The sequence below is a fragment of the Pusillimonas caeni genome, assembly GCF_003545815.1.
Classification (GTDB): domain Bacteria; phylum Pseudomonadota; class Gammaproteobacteria; order Burkholderiales; family Burkholderiaceae_B; genus Pusillimonas; species Pusillimonas caeni.
Map to the genome: position 1 here is coordinate 180,399 of NZ_PDUW01000003.1, position 18,310 is coordinate 198,708.

Annotated in this window: 15 protein-coding genes and 1 tRNA gene; 6 read left to right on the forward strand and 10 right to left on the reverse strand. The window is 62.7% G+C overall.

The window, feature by feature from the left end:
* Positions 1-539 precede the first annotated feature (539 nt).
* Positions 540-3,437, reverse strand: a complete 2,898-nt coding sequence (locus CSC67_RS08015) for a cytochrome c (protein ID WP_118993998.1) — start codon at positions 3,435-3,437, stop codon at positions 540-542.
* Positions 3,434-3,910: a (2Fe-2S)-binding protein gene (locus CSC67_RS08020; protein ID WP_118993999.1), complete on the reverse strand. Its 477-nt coding sequence runs from the start codon at positions 3,908-3,910 to the stop codon at positions 3,434-3,436. The genes CSC67_RS08015 and CSC67_RS08020 overlap by 4 nt, the downstream gene beginning before the upstream one ends.
* A 311-nt stretch (positions 3,911-4,221) precedes the next feature.
* Here CSC67_RS08020 and CSC67_RS08025 point away from each other — a divergent pair, with 311 nt between their 5' ends.
* Positions 4,222-6,483, forward strand: a complete 2,262-nt coding sequence (locus CSC67_RS08025) for a xanthine dehydrogenase family protein molybdopterin-binding subunit (protein ID WP_118994000.1) — start codon at positions 4,222-4,224, stop codon at positions 6,481-6,483.
* 75 nt (positions 6,484-6,558) lie between these two features.
* On the opposite strand, the gene CSC67_RS08030 is transcribed toward CSC67_RS08025, so the two are convergent.
* A complete protein-coding gene (locus CSC67_RS08030) occupies positions 6,559-7,923 on the reverse strand; it encodes a phospholipase A (protein ID WP_167752803.1) in 1,365 nt (454 codons plus the stop codon).
* A gap of 177 nt (positions 7,924-8,100) precedes the next feature.
* Between CSC67_RS08030 and CSC67_RS08035 the strand changes: the two genes are divergently transcribed.
* Positions 8,101-8,177: transfer RNA gene (locus tag CSC67_RS08035), tRNA-Arg, on the forward strand.
* Positions 8,178-8,304: 127 nt separating this feature from the next.
* Here the strand turns inward: CSC67_RS08035 and CSC67_RS08040 are convergent.
* Positions 8,305-8,556 carry a hypothetical protein gene (locus CSC67_RS08040; protein WP_135227447.1) on the reverse strand — a complete coding sequence of 84 codons (252 nt, stop codon included), beginning with the start codon at positions 8,554-8,556 and terminating at the stop codon, positions 8,305-8,307.
* A 122-nt stretch (positions 8,557-8,678) separates the two neighbouring features.
* Here CSC67_RS08040 and CSC67_RS08045 point away from each other — a divergent pair, with 122 nt between their 5' ends.
* The gene (locus CSC67_RS08045) at positions 8,679-9,848 is read left to right on the forward strand and encodes an ABC transporter substrate-binding protein (protein ID WP_118994002.1); all 1,170 of its coding nucleotides are present in this window, start codon (positions 8,679-8,681) and stop codon (positions 9,846-9,848) included.
* A gap of 17 nt (positions 9,849-9,865) precedes the next feature.
* Here CSC67_RS08045 and hpaR read toward each other — a convergent pair whose 3' ends face one another.
* Entirely contained in the window at positions 9,866-10,366 is a 501-nt protein-coding gene (gene hpaR / locus CSC67_RS08050) for a homoprotocatechuate degradation operon regulator HpaR (protein WP_118994003.1), read from the reverse strand.
* A gap of 375 nt (positions 10,367-10,741) precedes the next feature.
* Here hpaR and CSC67_RS08055 point away from each other — a divergent pair, with 375 nt between their 5' ends.
* The 3 genes from CSC67_RS08055 to CSC67_RS08065 are packed head-to-tail and all read left to right on the forward strand — an operon-like array spanning position 10,742 to position 13,777.
* The gene (locus tag CSC67_RS08055) at positions 10,742-11,782 is read left to right on the forward strand and encodes an aromatic ring-hydroxylating dioxygenase subunit alpha (protein WP_118994004.1); all 1,041 of its coding nucleotides are present in this window, start codon (positions 10,742-10,744) and stop codon (positions 11,780-11,782) included.
* 28 nt (positions 11,783-11,810) lie between these two features.
* Entirely contained in the window at positions 11,811-12,980 is a 1,170-nt protein-coding gene (locus CSC67_RS08060; protein ID WP_118994005.1) for an aromatic ring-hydroxylating oxygenase subunit alpha, read from the forward strand.
* The gene (locus CSC67_RS08065; protein WP_118994006.1) at positions 12,980-13,777 is read left to right on the forward strand and encodes a helix-turn-helix domain-containing protein; all 798 of its coding nucleotides are present in this window, start codon (positions 12,980-12,982) and stop codon (positions 13,775-13,777) included. The genes CSC67_RS08060 and CSC67_RS08065 overlap by 1 nt, the downstream gene beginning before the upstream one ends.
* A gap of 60 nt (positions 13,778-13,837) precedes the next feature.
* On the opposite strand, the gene CSC67_RS08070 is transcribed toward CSC67_RS08065, so the two are convergent.
* Genes CSC67_RS08070 through hpaD form a run of 5 tightly spaced genes read right to left on the reverse strand, consistent with a single transcriptional unit; the run spans position 13,838 to position 18,265 of the window.
* A complete protein-coding gene (locus CSC67_RS08070) occupies positions 13,838-15,304 on the reverse strand; it encodes an NAD-dependent succinate-semialdehyde dehydrogenase (RefSeq protein WP_118994007.1) in 1,467 nt (488 codons plus the stop codon).
* Between the two features lie 4 nt (positions 15,305-15,308).
* Positions 15,309-16,109, reverse strand: a complete 801-nt coding sequence (locus tag CSC67_RS08075) for an HpcH/HpaI aldolase family protein (protein WP_118994008.1) — start codon at positions 16,107-16,109, stop codon at positions 15,309-15,311.
* Between the two features lie 27 nt (positions 16,110-16,136).
* Positions 16,137-16,940, reverse strand: coding sequence for a 2-oxo-hept-4-ene-1,7-dioate hydratase (gene hpaH / locus CSC67_RS08080; RefSeq protein ID WP_118994009.1), 804 nt, complete (start codon positions 16,938-16,940; stop codon positions 16,137-16,139).
* A gap of 49 nt (positions 16,941-16,989) precedes the next feature.
* Positions 16,990-17,388 (reverse strand): 5-carboxymethyl-2-hydroxymuconate Delta-isomerase, encoded by a 399-nt coding sequence (locus CSC67_RS08085; protein WP_118994010.1) that lies wholly within the window; start codon positions 17,386-17,388, stop codon positions 16,990-16,992.
* 7 nt (positions 17,389-17,395) lie between these two features.
* Positions 17,396-18,265 (reverse strand): 3,4-dihydroxyphenylacetate 2,3-dioxygenase, encoded by an 870-nt coding sequence (hpaD, locus tag CSC67_RS08090; protein WP_118994011.1) that lies wholly within the window; start codon positions 18,263-18,265, stop codon positions 17,396-17,398.
* Between the last annotated feature and the right edge of the window lie 45 nt (positions 18,266-18,310).

Sequence of the window (18,310 nt, forward strand, 5' to 3'; positions counted from 1 at the left end):
CTGACGATTTCATCTTTCTTATGACCGGGGCGGGGCGGTGTACGGGGTAACGGGCCGCACCATGCGGTCCCGCTACGCGGCACTCCCCGAATTTTTCTGTTCCGGCCGGGCGGCGGGAGAACTCGACCTCGCCGCTGCGCGGCTCGGGACTCAGACAGGCTCTCGCCGACTGCCCCCCGTCCGAAACAGAAAAATTCGGCGCATGCTGAACGGCCCGTTACCCCGTACACCACCCCACCCCTACCGATGGGGTGTAATGAGCCGCCCAATACACGAGACTGTGAGCCTGGCCGGGTAGCACTACCTAAAATGTGCGTTCGGCATGCGCCGGGTGCTGACGAAGGGAAGGCGGGGGCAGTCGGTGAAAACTGTTTGAATCCCGAGGAGCGTAGCGACGAGGTTGAGTTTTTTCACCGCCCGCCTGGACGAGGCAGACCCGGGAAGTCCGGCGAAGCCGGACCGCATGACGCGCACATTTTAGGTAGTGCTACCCGGCCAGGCGGGTTAAAGATTCAATACGGCCATCAAATCAGCAACCGTCAGCCCTCCGCCCCTTCTCGCAGCGAGCGAATCTTCTCCGGCAGACCTTCCCAGGCCGGTTTGTCCGGCGCAAACCGCATCCGCAGATACTCGAGCAGCGTTTCCAGCTGCTCGTCGTTCATGCTGTCGCCGAAGCCCGGCATATAGCCCAGCTCCGCCATGGCCGGATTGTCGATGCCGTGCAGCAGGATCTGGATGGCGTTGTCCGGACTGTCGCTGTGCAGATTGGTGTTCAGCGCCAGCGAGGGCCGGGCGCCGAACAGCGGCGGGCCTTCGCGCGCATCGTGGCAGACCGCGCAGGCGCCCTGGAACAGGTTTTCACCCGCCAGCGACAGCACCCTTTGATCGTTGCGGCTCTGCTCTTCCAGATGGGCCGCCTGCAGCGCCGGGCTGACTCCGGCAGACGGCGCGGGCGCCAGAGTGCCCAGGTAGTGGGCAATGGCGCGCACATCCTGGTCGGGCAGCTCGGCCATGCTTTGTATGACGGGCGCCATCGGGCCCGACGCCACGCCATGCAAAGACGAGTAGCCCGTGCGCAGATAGCCGTACAGCTCCTCCTCGGTCCAGGGAATGGGCGCCTTTGAAAGCGCATTCAATGCCGGAGCCTCCCAGCCCTCGGCAAAGCCGCCCGCCAGGAAATTCTGCTCGCCCGACTTCTCGGCCCCCAGCGCATTGCGCGGAGAATGGCAGGCCGCGCAGTGGCCCATGCCCTGCACCAGGTAGGCGCCGCGATTCCACAGCGCGGTTTGCGATGGATCGGGCTGATAGGTTTCGTTCTTGTGAAAGAGCAGATTCCATCCCGCCAGCAGCGGCCGCATGCTGTACGGAAAAGACAATTGCGTCGGCTCGACCCGGTTCGTCACGGGCTCCTGCGTCATCAGGTAGGCGTACAGCGACTGCATGTCCGCGTCCGACATCTTTGCAAATGCCGTGTACGGAAAGGCCGGATACAGGTGGCGGCCGTCGCGGTGTATGCCCTCGCGCATGGCGCGCTCGAAGGCGGCGTACGACCATGCGCCTATGCCCGTCTCTTTATCGGGCGTGATGTTGGTGGTGTAGATCTTTCCGAATGGCGTTTCCAGCGCCAAGCCGCCCGCGTTGGGCACGCCGCCCTCGGCGGTGTGGCAGACCATGCAGTCGCCGGCCGCCGCGACGAGGCGGCCGCGCTCGATCGCCGCCGCCGAATAGATGGAGGTGTCGATGTTTGCCACCGGCGCGACGGCGGGCCTCCAGGGCATGGCCGCGACCAGCAGGCTGCCGGCCGCCGCGGCCATGCCGCCCAATAGACCGTAAGCCGCCTTCCTGGAGCGGCCGCCACTCCCGGCAAGCGACAATTGCCGCTTGAGTTCGCCGGCGTCGAAGGGCGGCTGGCGAAGGCGTATGCCGGTGGCATCGTGAATGGCGTTGGCGATGGCCGCCGCCGCGGGCAGTTCAGCGTCGCGGCTCCAGGCCAGCCCCACGGGGCCCTGTTCGACGAGCTGCACCTGGGTGGCGGAGCGGGCAAGCGGAAAATCGGTTTCCGGAGAGGCGCCCCAACTATCGTGGCTCGAGGCATCCCGCAGCCAGCGCGTCGCGGCCTTGCGCACGTCTTCTTCGATGCGCGGCGCAGGTGAAGCCTGCAAGGCGCCGGTATTGTGGCCGACGGTCAGTCCTGTGAGATCGATGGCGCCCGTGGCGGGGTCTACGCGGATGTCGGCCACCCAGGCGGACCACACTTCCTGGGGCGGCTGCCGGGTCTGATCGATGACATGGGCATAGGCGAAGCCCCGGCCCTCGTAGGAATGCTTGCGGCGGGCCTGCGACCATTTTGCGCGCGTCGCCACCGAAGCAATCAGCTCGCGGCCCGTCGCATCGTCGATCGCGTCGAGCCGGGCCTGGACCGGATCGTGGCCGCGCAATGCACAGGCTTCGTCGAAGAAGGATTCTTGCGCGAATACCTGTGCGGCGGCGGGCAGGCCCAGCATGCCCGCCTGCGGGCGAGCATCGCTCGAGGCCGGCAGGTGGCGCGCCTGTGGGGCGCAGTCGGCCATGCACACGACATGCTCGGGCCGATGCTGGATTTCAAAGCCGCACAGCAGGGCCGCGATCGAAGGGCGGCGGCCCGGATGCAGATCGGAGGAAACGATGAGCTCGCTTACTGGCAGAGGCGAGCCGCTGCCGCCGGCGGAGTCCCGCGATGCGCCGGCCGGGGCGGGCGTTCCCGACACACTGACGCTTATGGGCTGCGCATTCAACGCATCCGGATCTTGCTGCACCCGTACTGGCCGCCCGCAGGAGCGGGAAAGCAGGGCGGCGTCCGCAGCGACGTCGTAGCCTTCGGTATCGATCTGGCCGTTCGCGATGATGCGCACCGCCTCTTGCGGCAGTCCGCACAATTGGGACAGCTCGCGGCGCAGCGCATCGCTGTGGCGGGTGCAGGTCCACACGACCAGGGCGTCGCCGGAATACTGGGCGATGGCCCACGCCGGAGCCTGTTGCTGCGGGGCGGGCCAGAAGTAGGTTCGAGAAAGCCCGCCTTCGCTTTGCGATGGCGCAGCGGTTTCCCGGCCCGTGGCCGAACCCGCGGTGTCGGCGGCCGAAATTCCCGGCGCCGTGACCGGCACCGCCCAGCCCGGCTGAAGCCGTGTCCGGGCTTGCCGCGCTTGCCCGGGCTGCGAGGCGATGATGCCGATAAAATCCTGGCGCACCACGACGTCGACCACGCCCGGCGTGCCGCGGGCCGCTTCGGCGTCGAGATGGCTGAGGCGGGCGCCTGTATAGTTCGAGCCGTCCCAGGCGATGTCCGTCGGACGCAGGGTGACGGCATGCAGCAGTTCGCCCGCGGAGGGCGGAGCGATGCTGGAGGAGCCGGCATGGGAGGGCGCGCCCTGCGCGGGCCTGTGCACCGGGGCCGTCATGACCGGGCTTGTGCGGCCTGAAGCGCCGACGCCATGATTTCAACGTGGGTGCCGCAACGGCACAGATTGAACTTGAGCTCGTTGCGGATCTGTTGCTCGGTCGGATGCGGATTGCGGTTGAGCAATGCCTGCAGCGTCATGATCATGCCGTTGAGGCAATAGCCGCATTGCGCGCCCTGCTGTTCGATGAAGGCCCGCTGAATGGGAGCGAGCCGGTCCAGCGTGCCCAGGCCCTCGAGCGTGGTGACCTCGTGGCCCGCCACGCCCTTGACCGGTATGACGCAGGAGCGCGCGGCGACGCCGTCCACCAGCACCGTACAGGCGCCGCACTCGCCCAGGCCGCAACCGAACTTGGGGCCGTTCAGCTGCAGGTCGTTGCGCAGCACATAGAGGAGAGGCGTGTCGGCTTCGACCTCGATCTGATGCGTTTGCCCGTTGACGACGAGGGTTTGTCTCTCTGTGCGGCGGTTCATGCTCTTCTTCAAGTATGCGCGAGTGCGCTCACGAGTGGATGGACGATTAAAGTGTATGCGTGTTAATTTTTTAGGTAAAGCGGTTTTGAGAATTGGGACGCAGAGTATGAGATTAACGTGCGGCCCGAAAATAAGGGTGAGAGAATAGAGTTTTGTTGTAGTGGATTACCCTTATTGCTCTGCATGGATCGCGCTCGGCAACTTTATTTCCCGGCCTATTTGCAGTATGGTGAAAGTTCAATGTATACGTTGAATTGCTTCATCAGCGACGCGCCCTGCGCCGCCTCTCGGCCAATATAAAGGTGTGCACTATGTCGTTCGCTCGGCCCAAAGAACAGCTCCAGGCCCTTTTCGGCCGCCCCGACACTTTGCTGGTAACACGCTCGCCGGGAAAGTCGCCCAAGCCGCCTCCCCGCCAGCCCGGCATCGCATCCGACTATCTTCAGCCCTACGACGACATTTTCATCGCCATGCTGCCCGATGGATCGGTTCAAGCGTTCAATGGCCATGTCGACCTCGGAACCGGTGTGCGCACTGCGCTGGCCCAGGTCGTGGCCGAAGAGCTCGACATCGATTTCGGCTGCGTGGACATGGTTCTGGGCCATACGTCGGCCACGCCGAACCAGGGGCCCACCATCGCCAGCGCCACGCTGCAGATATCGGCCGTGCCGCTGCGCCAGGCGGCGGCCCGGGCCCGGCATTATCTGGTGGCCAAGGCAGCGGAGCAATGGGGCGTGGACGTCGGGTCGTTATCCGTCTCGAATGGTCTCATCAGCGCGCCCGACGGACGCTCGGCCCCATACCGGTCTTTGCTGAAAGGCGAGCAGATCAGGCTGGAGCACGACGCCCAGACGCCCACCAAGCCCGCTTCCCGCTACACGCTCATCGGCCAATCCATTCCCCGGGTCGACATCCCGGCCAAGGCCACGGGCCGGCTCGTTTTCGTGCACGACGTCCGGGTTCCGGGCATGTGGCACGCCCGGGTAGTGCGGCCGCCCTACGTGGGCCGCGACAGCGGCGACTTCGTCGGCAAAAGCCTGATCTCCATCGACGAATCGTCGGTCGCGCATATTGCGCCCGGGATACGCGTGGTCGCCATCGGCGATTTCGTCGCCGTGGCGGCACAGCGCGAAGAGCACGCCATCAAGGCCGCCAAGGCGCTGAAGGTGACATGGCAGCCGCCGCCCGACCTGGTCGACCTGTCCGACCTCGACGCCGCACTGCGCAGCCAACCCTATCAAGAGCGCCTGCTGCTCGAGCAAGAGCAGGTCGGCGCCGAAACCCCGGCCGGCGCATTGCTGGAACGCAGCTACGTCTGGCCCTACCAGATGCACGCCTCGGTGGGCCCCTCCTGTTCGGTGGCCGATTATCAAGAAGGGCATGTGCGCGTCTGGTCCGGAAGCCAGAATCCGCACATGCTGCGGGTCGAACTCGGCCGCCTGCTCGAACTCGACGAAGGCGAGGTCGAAATCATCCGCATGGAGGCCTCGGGCTGCTATGGCCGCAACTGCGCCGACGACGTCTGCGCCGACGCCGCCCTGGTATCGCGCGCCATCGGCAGGCCCGTGCGGGTGCAGCTGAGCCGCGAACAAGAGCATGGCTGGGAGCCCAAAGGCTCGGCCCAGCTCATCGACGTGGTCGGCGGCCTGGACGAGCGCGGCGAACTGCGCTCTTACGACTTCACTACGCGCTATCCGTCCAACGACGCGCCCACCCTGGCCCTGCTGCTTACGGGGGCCACCAGCGCCGAGCCGCGCGTGCTCGAGATGGGCGACCGCACCGCCGTGCCGCCGTACGCCTATCCCAATATGCGCATCGCCTGCCACGACATGGCCGCCATCGTGCGGTCGGCTTGGCTGCGGGGCGTCTCGGCACTACCCAATTCCTTCGCGCACGACTCTTTCATCGACGAGCTCGCCGCCGAGGCGGGGCAGGACTCCGTCGACTTCCGGGTGCGTAACTTGAAAGACGAGCGGGCGCGCGACGTCATCCTCGCAACGGCACGCCATGCGGGCTGGCAAGCCGGCCGGCAGGGCTCGCGCGGCCGTCCCGATGCCGAAGGCATGCTGCATGGGCGCGGCGTCGCCTATGCCCGATACACGCACAGCCGCTTCCCGGGTTTCGGCGCTTCCTGGAATGCCTGGGTCATCGATCTTTCAGTCAATGCCGCGACGGGGCGGGTCACCGTCACTCGCGTCGTGGTAGGCCAGGATACCGGCATGATCGTCAATCCCGACGGCGTGCGGCATCAGATCCGGGGCAACATCATCCAGATGCTCAGCCGCACGCTGAAGGAAGAGGTGGCCTTCAATAAGCGCGGCGTCGTCGACCTGGAGTGGGGCGCCTACCCCATTATTTCGTTCACCGACATCCCGCCCATCGAGGTGGTGCTGGTCGACCGCCAGGACGAACCGCCCATGGGGGCGGGTGAGTCGTCGTCGGTGCCGGCACCCGCCGCCATCGCCAATGCGCTGTTCGATGCGACGGGCCAGCGGTTCCGCACCGCGCCGTTCACACCCGACAAGATACTGCGGGCGCTTGAAAAGGCCGGCGCCGCCGAAGCGCTGGCCTGAGTCGCCGAGACGTGTCCGGGCGCGGCACGCTGCGCTCCGGAGGCGCCGCAGCGCGGGCCGCGCAACAGCGCCGGCTCAAGGCACCAGGGCCAGTCCCACGCGCACCTGTCCCGAGCTCTTCTGGTTGTAGCCCATCAGCGTCTCGCCGTAGCCCTTGAAGTACTGAACGTGCAGATAGCCGTTCATGTCCAGGAAGGTGCGGCGCAGGGGCCAGGCGGCTTCGAACTGCATGGCGTTGCGCCCCTCGGTGCCCTGGCGGTACAGGCCGGTAAGGACCAGGCCATTGTCCTGCGCCCAGCGCAGCTTCCAGTCCACATGCCCTGCGTAGTGGGCGTAGTCGTCATTGTCTGGCTTGCCGAAATAGGCCTTGACGCGGGGCGCGAACGCCAGGGTGCTGCCGCCGCTGAAGCGATACCGGAATTCAGGCTGTATGAACAAATCGTTGACCGAGCGCGAGTCGGCGCCGCTCTTGCCGTTGGACTTGTGCTCCACGCCGGTGGCCAGGCCTACGTAGAAGGGACTGTGCTCGGCGGGGCTCCAGACGCGCTCTTTGTGCCAGAACAGACTGGGGTTGTAGGTAACGTCGACGAAGGGTTTGGAGTCGCCGTCCAGATCCCACAGCGCCAGCTGGGTATAGCCCAGATAAAGATGATTGAAAAAGCCCGGCCGGGCCGGATCTTTGGGCGTGGCCAGGCGGTACTTGAAGCTGAGCTGGAAGCGCGCATTGGTGCCGCCCTTTTGCCCTACGTCGAAGTAGATCGGTTCGTAGGTCGAGATGGCATTGCGGAAATTCTCGAACGCCGCCGAGCTCGAATCCGCGGCCGCCATCGTGGTCGGCGCGGCGGGGCGGGGGCCTTGTTCGGCATTGGCGCCCGCGGCCGCTACCACACTGTCGGGCAGCGGCGGGTCCTGGGTCGAGCCGGGGGGCGCTGCGCCGGCATCCACGACCGGGGTAAACGCGGGCGTGCCCGCCACCTGGCTTTCCTGCAAGGGGCTGGTGTCCAGCGCCAGCAGCACCGATTCGCCCTCGATGTTAAGAGCCTGCAAGCCCCTGGCTTCTGTGGGCACGACCGCCTTCCACGAAAACGCCGCAAAATTGTTGATCGGCAGCTCGACCTGCTGGGCCGGCGTGTCCAGGTAGGCGAGGCTGCGTATGACCTTTCCTTGTTCGTTGCGCCATTGCAGCACCAGGTTCTGAGGCGGGGTCCAGCTCAGCGCATTGTCAGTGTCGTTGAACAGCATGCCCTTGATGCGCACCGTTTCACCGGGCGACGCCTGTGTGGCGTCGAGCTGATAGCTCATGCCGGCCGAGGCGACGCCGGTGTACAGGCCGCTTGCCAGCGCCAGGGCGAGCAGGGGAGTCGCGATGCGAAGGCGGGTGGAAGAGGAGCGATTACCGCGGCGCGCCGCGCCGGGCCGTTTTATAGAGGGTTGTGTCATGGCGTGCAGGTTATTCAGTATTCTGTTGCCGGAAACTTTAGCACCTGCCCGCCGGAGCGTCGCTACCGCTTGTAAATATTTTATCTTTCACCCGTCCGCGCCTAGGTATGAGGCGTATTGCAGTGTTGTTTTTCAAGTTTTCCGCCGGCACGGTAAAATGCGGGGCGCCCTTCGCACGCGTCAGTAGCTCAGTTGGATAGAGCACGGGCCTTCTAAGCCTGAGGTCGGGGGTTCGAGACCCTCCTGACGCGCCATTTTTCTGCAATACATTCAGATATTGCATGCCCCCTCATATCGATCTTTGATCGAAGCCGACGCCTCGTCAGAATCGCTCGGATGAAGGCTGTTTGCGCGGCCCGGAAGCGGGGCCGATTCTCTATCTTAAGTTTCGTCCCGCGCCAGCAAATGGCGCACAGAAAATGAAAGCTGTTCGGCTGATCGGCAATCATGGCCGTCCATTGCCGCCTGCCGGGGCCATGTCTCGTCTTCGTGCGGCAGCCTATGCAGACGGGCAACAGCCTCTCGCTTCAGTAGGGTCCCAATATTGAATATCGGCTCGAAGCCGGGCTCGCCCAATGCGGTGGCCGCGTATTGCATCGATGAGATTTCCAGTGCGGGAACTGTGTCGTTCATCCAGGGTTGTGTCGCTCGTGAGGTGATGTATTGGGGTTTGCGCGAGGTGCGAAAATCTTGACCAGATACTTAATATATTATCTAATTATCTAACATATTAACCATCACGAGAAGAGGGTGAGATGAGACAAACTTGGCGCGCGCTTTGCGCATCTACCGCTACCGCTGTGCTTGCGGCGTTTGCCGTGGGTGCCCAGGCGGAAACTGTCAATGTGGGCGTTACCGTGCCCACTACCGGCCCGGCTGCCATTCTGGGAATCGGCGCCCGTAATGCTATAAGTCTTTTTCCCAAGCAGGTTGCGGGTTTCGATGTCAATTTCAAAGTGCTTGACGATGCCAGCGACACCACCACATCAGTCAAGAATGCCAATCAGTTCTTGAGTGAAGGGGTCGATCTGATCGTCGGCTCTTCCACTTCGCCGCAATCGCTGGCCATCATTGAAGCCATTGCCGGAAGAGAAACCCCCTTGATCGCCCTGGGCGCTTCGTCCCGATTGGTCCAGCCCATGGACGACAAGCGAAAATGGGTGTTCAAGACCGCGGCCAACGACTCGCTGATGGCGCAGGCCATCATCGAACACATGGCGGGCCACAACATCAAGACGTTGGGGTTCATAGGTTTTGCCGATGCATACGGCGACAGCTGGCTCAATGAAATTACGCCGCTGGCCAAAAAACACGGCATCGACCTGCGCGTGGCTGAACGCTTCCACTCCAAGGACAATAGCGTTACCGGCCAGGTATTGCGCCTTATCGCCGCCAACGTCGACGCCATTCTGGTGGCGAGCTCGGGAACGCCCGCCGCGCTGCCCCATGCCACCCTGACGGAGCGGGGCTACAAAGGTTTGGTGTATCAGACCCATGGCGCGGCCAACGAAGACTTCCTGCGTGTGGGGGGCAAGGCCTTGAACGGCGGCTTCCTGCCGGTCGGTCCCAACCTGGTCTGGGAACAACTGCCCGACGACTACCCCACCAAAGCGGCGAGCGCCAAGTTCGTGCCCATGTACGAAGCCAAATTTGGTGAAAAATCGCGTTCGAACTTCGCGGCGCAGGCTTATGACGTGCTGCTGCTTCTCGAGCGCGCTCTGCCCGAGGCGGCGAAAACGGCCAAGCCGGGCACCAAAGAGTTTCGCATCGCCTTGCGCGATGCCCTCGAGAACACAAGCGATTTGCGCGCCAACGCGGGTGTTTTCAACATGACGCCCGACGATCACTCGGGTTTGGACGCCCGCGCTCGTGTCATGGTCAAGATTCAGGACGGTGAATGGGTGCTGGATAAAGCAGATAAATAATCTGCAGGGGCCGGCGCCTAAGCGCCGGCTTTTTCAGCATGTCGCCCGGAGCGGATGCGGATCCGTTTTTGGGGCTTGATTTCTTCAAGCGGGCCGGGCAGCGAAATCAGTTGGTCCAGCAGGGCGTAGGCGTTCAAAAGGCCGTCTCGCCCTAATTGCTTTTCGAGAGTACCGTATTGCAACTCGATAGAGCGGCTGATGTGGTCAACCAGGTCGCGGCTGTGATCGGTAAGGCCGACGAACACTTTGCGTTGGTCAATGGCAAGCCGGTGGCGCACGATGAGGTCGTTGCGCTCCATGCGGTCCAGCACCCCGCTGAGGCTGGGGGCCAAAATGCATGACTCTACGGCGATGCGGCCGGTCTCCAGTTCGCCCCATTCGTTCAATACGCGGATTACGCGCCATTGCTGTTCGGTCAGGCCATGGTCCTTGAGACATTTGCGAAAGTAGCGCATGACGGATTCTCGCGCCCGAAGCAGAAGCATGGGTAGATTGCGGTGCTGAAATTTGTTGCTCATGGATTCCGGCAAGGACGGGGTGGTGTGGATGAGGGCGTAAGCGCCGATTATACTGGGGAGAATACTTAATATATTTTCTAATTAATTAATCTATTAACTTATTGAGTGTGGCGTGAGCTTCCCGATCAGGTAAAAGATATTCATAAAAAATAATTTAAAACAAAGTGTTGGGATTGTTTTTCTTGCGGCCATCAAGTTGAAAAGACAAGGTTTTGTACCCTATTGAGGGTATGGAAATCCTGCCGCTGCTCGATATACTTTTTATGTGCGGTATTGAAACGGCAAGCTTTGGCCCGCCGAGGCCAATGGAGCATGGGACGCGCTGCGTACAGACCTACCATAAAAGTACAAGCCGATCAGAACTAGGAGACAAGCATGTTCTTGAAAAACACTTGGTATGTGGCCGCCTGGTCGCATGAAATAAACAATGAGGCCTTGCTCGGGCGTACCATTATCGGCACGCCGGTGGTGTTCTGGCGCGATGCCGACGGCGAAGTGGTGGCCTTCCCCGATCGCTGTCCTCATCGCGGGGCGCCCTTGTCGAAGGGCCGCGTCGAAGGCGATACGCTACGCTGCATGTATCACGGAATGACCTTCAATGGCCAGGGCACCTGTACCTATGTTCCGGGTGGCCAGGAACGCATTCCCCCTGCAGCCCATCTGCATCGCTTCCCAGTGGTGGAGCGTAACAAGTGGGCCTGGATCTGGATGGGCGAGGCCGACAAGGCCGATCCCTCGCTTATTCCCGACACCTATTGGCTCGACAGCCCAGAGTGGCGCTACAAGCCCGACTACATGCACTACGGCGTCAACTATCTGCTCATTGCCGACAACCTGCTGGATTTTTCCCACTTGGCTTTCGTGCACGAAAAAACACTGGGCGGCAGCGCGGGGTACGCCGATGTGCGGCCCGAGATCGAAAGACTGCACAATGGCTTGCGAGTCAGCCGCTGGTACATGGATTCGCCTCCCGCCCCTTTCGTCAAGAATCTGGTGGGCTGGACCGATAACGTCGACCGCTGGAACATGTACGACTTTGTCGTGCCCGGGGTGTTCCTGATGGATTCGGGCAGCGCCCCGGTGGGCACCGGGGCGCGCGAAGGCAATCGCAGCCAGGCGGTGCAATTTCGCAGCGCCCAGGCCATTACGCCCGAAACCGAGCACAGCACGCATTATTTCTTCTCCCAGGCGCACAACTTCTCGATTGACGACCCGAGCGTGACCGAGACGCTGCACGCCGGCTTGCTGGCGGGCTTCAAAGAAGACTGGGACATGATTCACGCGCAAGCGGCCAGCCTTGCCCTCGACCCCGATTTCAAGATGATGCCCTTGAATGTGGACAATGCCTTGGGAAACTTCAGGGCCTTGATGAAAAAGCTTGTTTCGTCCGAACAAGCCTTATCCCGCGCGGCCTGACAGGGCAAGTACAGTAGGAGCAACCGACATGACTCTTCCATCTTCCCCCGTATTGCAGGCGCTTAAAAAAAGCGCCTCGTCCATGGCCAACCGCAATACGCCTTTTGTCCATAACGAATGGTACGTGGCCGCATTTGCGCAGGAGGTCAGCCGCGAATTCCTGCCGCGCATCCTGCTTGGAAAGCGCGTGGTGCTGTTTCGCACTGAAACGGGCCAGGCGGTGGCCTTGTCCGACCGCTGCGCCCACCGGGCCTACCCTTTGTCACTGGGCAAGCTCGACGGCGATACCATTGTGTGCGGCTACCATGGCTTCCGGTTCAATACAGAGGGAAATTGCATCGAGGTACCGTCGTCGTCCAAGTGTCCGAAAGACCTGGGAGTGGCGCGCTACAAGGTGGCGGAGCGCGGCCCGCTGGTGTGGATCTGGATGGGCGACCCCGAGCAGGCCGACGAGTCGCGCCTGCCCGAGCATGAATGGCTGTGTGATGAATCGGCGTGGGCCACGTCAAGCGGTTATTTCAACCTGCAGTCCAACTACGTCAGCATGCATGAGAACCTGCTCGACCTGACCCATCTGTCTTTTCTGCATGCCGCTACTTTCGGCACCCCCGATTATGCGCGCGCCGAATTCAGGTCTGAAATCGGCCCGGGCTATTTTGCGCTGCATCGCGACGTGGTCCCCACCACGCTGCCGGCGCTATGGGCCAAGCCCACGGGGCTCGAGGGCTGCGCCACCGCTGCGCGCATCGTAAAGTCCGAGTTCAAGTCTCCGGCATTTCACCAGGTCAATGTCTCGTTCTACGACAGCAAGCTGCCCGAGCAAGACCGACAGGTGTCGCGCATCAAGACGGCTCACATCCTGACACCGCAAACCCGTTCCAGCTGTCATTACTTCATTGTGCATGGTCGCGACTTCGGCTTGGACGACGACACCATCACCGGCTTCATGCACGAGCACCTGTTCAAGGCTTTCCAGGAAGACGTGGACGGCATGGCGGCGCTCGAGCAGGTCTGGGACACCACCGATCCCGACGATATGTATGAGATCTCGGTGGCGTCCGACGGCCCGTCGGTGGCCATGCGACGTTATCTCAAGCAGCGGGCCGATGCCGAAGCCGCCGCGCGCGCTGCGCCGGATGCTTCCGTGCAAGCTGCGTCTACGGCCGGCCTGCCCCGCCACAAGGCCGAAACCGCCTGATGCCGAGTCTGGAAACGGCTGCGTCCTATCAGGCGATTGCACGGCTGATCACCGCGATCGGCCGCGACGATTTTGGCGCCGCCGCATTCGATCTGGTCAGCCAGGAAATCCAGGCCGACCATATTGTGGTGCAGTTCGTAGAAGGCCATCGCATCAGCGGGCTGTTTACCGAGGGCAAGGTGTTGGCGCGCATTGCCGATGCCGTCAATCGACGCTATCTAGAGCGCTATCACATGCTCGATCGCAGCCTATCGTCATTTCGAGACTTGGGCGAGGGTCCTCCGGTCGTGACGCGCTTTGATCCCAAGTTGAACGAATCGCCCACCTACAGTACTTATTTTTTTGAGAGAACGGGCTTGTGCGACAAGCTTTCGATCGTGAGCAATCGTGGCGGCAGCATGGTGTGCTGCAATTTATACCGCCTCGAGGCTTCGGGTCCGTTTGACGAGCACAATGTAGAGCGCGCCGCGCAAGTGGCGCCCGTGCTCATGGCCGCCTTGTGGCGGCATGCGGGCGAAGCCGGCAAGGTCAATCTGCCCAGCATGAGGGTAAGCACCGAGCCCGGAGAGGCCGAGCGCCGGTCCTTGGCGGCCTTGTCACAGCGCGAGTTCGAAATCTGCCGGCGGTTGCTGGCCGGGGCCAGCACCGAAGGTGTAGCGCTTGACCTTGGAATCAGTCCGCATACCGTGCGTACGTTGCGCAAGCGCCTGTACAAGAAACTTCAGGTCAACTCGCTTGGCGATCTCTTCGCCCGCTATCTGGGCGCGATGTCGGCGGTGTCCAGCGGAGAGCGCTGAGCCAGCCTTGGTCAAGGCGCCGTTCGGCATTCAACTTGCCTCCGGAGGCAAGCTGAATGCCTACAATCCACCTATGGCCAAGTACTTGAGCTCCAGGTAGTCGTCCAAGCCGTGGCGCGAGCCTTCGCGGCCCAGGCCGGAGTTCTTGATGCCCCCGAAGGGAGCGACTTCGGTGGAGATCAGGCCGGTGTTGATGCCCACCATGCCGTATTCAAGGGCCTCTGAAGCCCGCCAGATACGCGCCATGTCGCGGCTATACAGATAGGCGGCCAAGCCGAACTCGGTGTCGTTGGCCATGGCTATAGCCTGACGTTCGTCCTGGAACTTGAAGACCGGAGCCACCGGGCCGAATATTTCTTGCCGGGCCACCTCCATTTCGGACGTGACGCCCGTGAGCACGGTGGGTTCAAACCACAAACCGCCCAGCGCGTGGCGCTTGCCTCCGATGGCGACGCGCCCGCCTTTTTCCTGGACATCGCCGATCAGGCGCTCTACTTTGCTGACGGCGGCCTCGTTGATGAGAGGGCCCTGCGCCACGCCTTCTTCCATACCGTCTCCGACCCGCAGCGCGGCGACGGTATGGGCCAGTTTTTCCACGAATTCGTCATGGACGCCTGCCTGGACCAAGAACCGGTTGCTGCAGACGCAGGTCTGCCCCGTGTTGCGGTACTTGGAGGCGATGGCGCCTTCGACCGCCGCGTCCACGTCGGCGTCATCGAAGACGATGAAGGGGGCATTGCCGCCCAATTCGAGAGACAGCTTCTTGATGGTCGGCGCGCATTGAGCCATCAGCAGTCGGCCCACTTCCGTAGAGCCCGTGAACGAAAGCTTGCGAACGATCGGGCTGGAGGTGAGTGCGCCGCCGATCGCCGCAGGATCGCCGGTGACGACGTTGAAAACGCCGGCCGGGATGCCCGCCCGTTCGGCCAGCGCGGCCAGGGCCAGCGCGGAAAGCGGGGTGAGCTCGGCCGGCTTGACCACGATGGTGCAGCCCGCGGCCAATGCGGGCGCGGCCTTGCGGGTGATCATGGCCGAGGGAAAGTTCCAGGGCGTAATGGCCGCGCACACGCCGACCGGCTGTTTGATGGCCAGCAGCCGCCGGTCGTGGAAGGGCGAAGGGATGACTTCGCCATAGGCGCGCTTGCCCTCTTCGGCGAACCATTCGATGAAAGAGGCGGCATAGGCGATTTCGGCGCGCGACTCGGCAAGGGGCTTGCCTTGCTCCAGGGTCATGAGGCGGGCAAGGTCTTCCTGGTGCCGCATCAAGAGCTGGAACCATTTCTGCAGGATGCGGGCGCGCTCGGCGGCGGTTTTCTGCTTCCAGCCGGGCAGGGCCAGTTCGGCGGCCCGGATGGCGCGGCGGGTCTCTGCGGCGCCAGAGAGAGGGACCTGGGCGATCAGTGCGCCCGTGGCGGGATTGAACACGTCGAGCAGGGCGCCGTTGTCAGCGCCCGACCATTGCCCGTCTATATAGCAAAGCTGGCGCAGCAGGCCCTTGTCGTCGAGGCCGAGGGCGTTGTTCGCCATGGTATCAATACCCCGCGCTCACGGCGCCGCCGCCCGATCGGGGGCGGAGACTGTCGAGCAGCTTTATCGCGGCGCTGCGCAACAGGCCCGTGTCGGCGCCCATGGCCAAGAAGCTTGCGCCGCTGTCCTGGAACGAGGCGGCCTGCGTCGCGTCGGCGCAGAAAATTCCGGCGGCCTTGCCGCTGGCCGAAATGCGCGCCAGCGCGTCGGCAATGGCGGCCTTGACCTCGGGATGAGAGATTTGTCCCAGATGCCCCAGTGACGCAGCCAGATCGGAAGGACCGATGAACACGGCATCGACGCCTTCGACTGCCGCGATCTCGTCCAGGTTCTCGAGCGCGGTGCGGGACTCTATCTGCACGATCAGGCAGAGATTGTCCGAGACCTGGGTGAAGTAATCGGAGATTGCATTCCAGCGGGAGCCCCGCTCGAGCCCGGTGCCGACTCCGCGTATGCCCTTGGGAGGATAATGCATCGACGCGACGACCGCCCGGGCCTGTTCGGCGGTGTCGACCATGGGCACGAGCAGTGTCTGGACGCCTGTTCCCAGCAATTGCTTGATCAGCGCCGGATCATGGCTGGCCGGGCGTACGAGGCATTGCACGGGGTGGGGCGCCATGGCCTGCAGCTGCGCCTGGACGCTGCGCGTGTCGTTCAGTCCGTGTTCGGCGTCGATCAGCAGGAAGTCGTAGCCGCAAGTGGCCAGGATTTCCGCGCTGATCGGATTGGCCAGGCCCATGAAAAGGCCGAACTGAGTGCGGCGCTGCGCAAGCGCCTGCTTGAACATATTGGGGGGCATGTGCATGGAGGTTCCTGCAGGAATTAGGGCTTGCTAGATGAAACGGAAGGAGATCTGGCCCAGTTTGCCGTAGTCGGCCTGGAAGACGTCGCCCCGTGAACCCGTGACCGGGCGCGTGAAAGAGCCGCCAAGCACTACATCGCCGGCATCGAGGCGCTCGCCGTACGGAGCAATTTTATTGGCCAGCCAGGCACATCCTCTAGCAGGGTGGCCGAGCACTCCAGCGGCCAGACCGGTCTCTTCGATGACGCCGTTACGATAAAGCATGGCGCCGACCCACCGTAGATCGATACTGTCCGGCTTGACCGGCAGGCCGCCGACGACAATGCCTGCATTGGCCGCGAAGTCGGATATTGTGTCGAAGACCTTGCGGGGAGCCTTCGTATCGCGATCGAATTGTTCGATGCGCGCATCGATGATTTCGAGCGCCGGCGTCACGTACTCCGTGGCGGACAGCACATCGAAAATAGTGACGCCGGGCCCTTCCAGCGGTTTTCCTAGAATGAAGGCCAGCTCCACTTCGATGCGGGGTGCGATGAAGCGGTCGAAGGGAATGTCGGCGCCTTGTTCGAAGAACATGTCGTCCATCAGTGGGGCGTAGTCGGGCTCATCGATTTGCGAAGACTGCTGCATGGCGCGCGAGGTCAGGCCGATCTTGCGCCCCTTCACGACCCGGCCCTCTGCCAGCTTGAGCTTGACCCATTCGCGCTGGATCGCGTAACCGTCTTCAATCGTCATCTCGGGGTGGGCCTGCGAGAAATGACGTAGCTGGACGCGTTCTTTCTCGGCCTGGTGGAGCTGGGCGGCAAGGTTTTTGATAGTGCTTTCTGGGAGCATAGTCATGATGGGTGGAGGTTGATCGGAAGGGTCACTGCCTATGGCGAGCTTATGCACGGAAGCGGCCGTGCAGGTTGTTGTGTTTCCAGGTGCCCGTTTCGCTGAACTCGGCGATTTCCAGCGACAGGGCCAGGCCGGTCTGCTCATAGATTGAGGCGAAGTGTTCTTTCATGACGGCAAAGAGCGCATCCCCCGTTGCCGTTTTGGTCGGTTCGCTGCGTCCAGCGGCAATTTTGAGCGTGGCGTGGACAAAAGCCGCGTCCAGGCTTCCATCGCCCACGCAATAGTCGTGCGCGCACAAGGCCCGGGCGCGGACGCCGCCGATCGGATAGACGGTCTGGCCGTCAGCCCGCTGCTCAATGAGACAGCGCGCAAGCTTCTCGCACAAAAGCTTGAATTCACCTTTGTCGCGCAAGTTGGCGGAATACTCCAGGGTCAGGTGGGGCATGGCGGCCTCAGGCGGTGGTTGTAAGGGGGGTGACCGGAAAAACGGCGTTGATCTGGCCGGTGCCCGAGCTGCCGAAATAAGGGGTGATGATTTCCACGCCCTGGTCGTAGCGGCGGCCGCCCAGCAGCCCAAGCAGCATGGCGGTGTCGTGCATGCCGCCTTCTCCCCAGCACTTTTCGTTATACATGGGCAGCATATCGAGGAACGTGCCCCAGTCGCCGTTCTTCCACATATCGACGACTGAATGATCGACCGCTTCCAGGAAGGGGTCGAAAACCTTGTGCATGTATTCGGGCGCCGTGCCATTGTTGGCGAAATGATGGGACAGCGAGCCGCTGGCGAACACTGCGACGGTGCCATCGTAGCGCTCTTCGATGGCCCTGCGCACGGCCAGCCCGAATTTTGCGCTTTCTTCAAGATCGTGCCAGGCGCACCAGCCCGACACGCTTACCACCTTGAAATGCTGGTCGCCGTTCATGTAGCGCATGGGCACCAAAGTGCCATATTCCAGGCCCAGGGTGGTTTCGCTATGGGCCCGGCTGGCGACGCCCATCTCGTTGGCGACGTCGGCGATGAGGCGCCCCAGCTCGGGGTTGCCGGGGTATTCATAAGACATGTTCTTGATGAAGTGCGGCAGCTCGTTGCTGGTATAGACGCCCTGGAACCGAGGCGCGCAGTTGATGTGATATTCGGAGTTGACCAGCCAGTGCACGTCGAAGACCACGATGGTGTCCACGCCCAGCTCGCGGCAGCGGCGGCCGATTTCGTGGTGCCCGTCGATGGCGGCCTGGCGGCAGCCCTTGTGGGGGCCGTCGAGCTCTGACAGGTACATCGATGGGACGTGGGTGATTTTTGCTGCCAAGGCCAGTTTGCCCATGGTGTGTGTCTCCGTTCTGAACTGCGTGCTTGCTGCAAGGGGCCT

Bases quoted from the DNA above. Each gene is read 5' to 3' on its own strand.
- CSC67_RS08015 (WP_118993998.1), bottom strand. From the start codon at position 3,437: ATGACGGCCCCGGTGCACAGGCCCGCGCAGGGCGCGCCCTCCCATGCC.
- CSC67_RS08020 (WP_118993999.1), bottom strand. From the start codon at position 3,910: ATGAACCGCCGCACAGAGAGACAAACCCTCGTCGTCAACGGGCAAACG.
- CSC67_RS08025 (WP_118994000.1), top strand. From the start codon at position 4,222: ATGTCGTTCGCTCGGCCCAAAGAACAGCTCCAGGCCCTTTTCGGCCGC.
- CSC67_RS08030 (WP_167752803.1), bottom strand. From the start codon at position 7,923: ATGACACAACCCTCTATAAAACGGCCCGGCGCGGCGCGCCGCGGTAAT.
- CSC67_RS08040 (WP_135227447.1), bottom strand. From the start codon at position 8,556: ATGAACGACACAGTTCCCGCACTGGAAATCTCATCGATGCAATACGCG.
- CSC67_RS08045 (WP_118994002.1), top strand. From the start codon at position 8,679: ATGAGACAAACTTGGCGCGCGCTTTGCGCATCTACCGCTACCGCTGTG.
- hpaR (WP_118994003.1), bottom strand. From the start codon at position 10,366: ATGAGCAACAAATTTCAGCACCGCAATCTACCCATGCTTCTGCTTCGG.
- CSC67_RS08055 (WP_118994004.1), top strand. From the start codon at position 10,742: ATGTTCTTGAAAAACACTTGGTATGTGGCCGCCTGGTCGCATGAAATA.
- CSC67_RS08060 (WP_118994005.1), top strand. From the start codon at position 11,811: ATGACTCTTCCATCTTCCCCCGTATTGCAGGCGCTTAAAAAAAGCGCC.
- CSC67_RS08065 (WP_118994006.1), top strand. From the start codon at position 12,980: ATGCCGAGTCTGGAAACGGCTGCGTCCTATCAGGCGATTGCACGGCTG.
- CSC67_RS08070 (WP_118994007.1), bottom strand. From the start codon at position 15,304: ATGGCGAACAACGCCCTCGGCCTCGACGACAAGGGCCTGCTGCGCCAG.
- CSC67_RS08075 (WP_118994008.1), bottom strand. From the start codon at position 16,109: ATGCACATGCCCCCCAATATGTTCAAGCAGGCGCTTGCGCAGCGCCGC.
- hpaH (WP_118994009.1), bottom strand. From the start codon at position 16,940: ATGCTCCCAGAAAGCACTATCAAAAACCTTGCCGCCCAGCTCCACCAG.
- CSC67_RS08085 (WP_118994010.1), bottom strand. From the start codon at position 17,388: ATGCCCCACCTGACCCTGGAGTATTCCGCCAACTTGCGCGACAAAGGT.
- hpaD (WP_118994011.1), bottom strand. From the start codon at position 18,265: ATGGGCAAACTGGCCTTGGCAGCAAAAATCACCCACGTCCCATCGATG.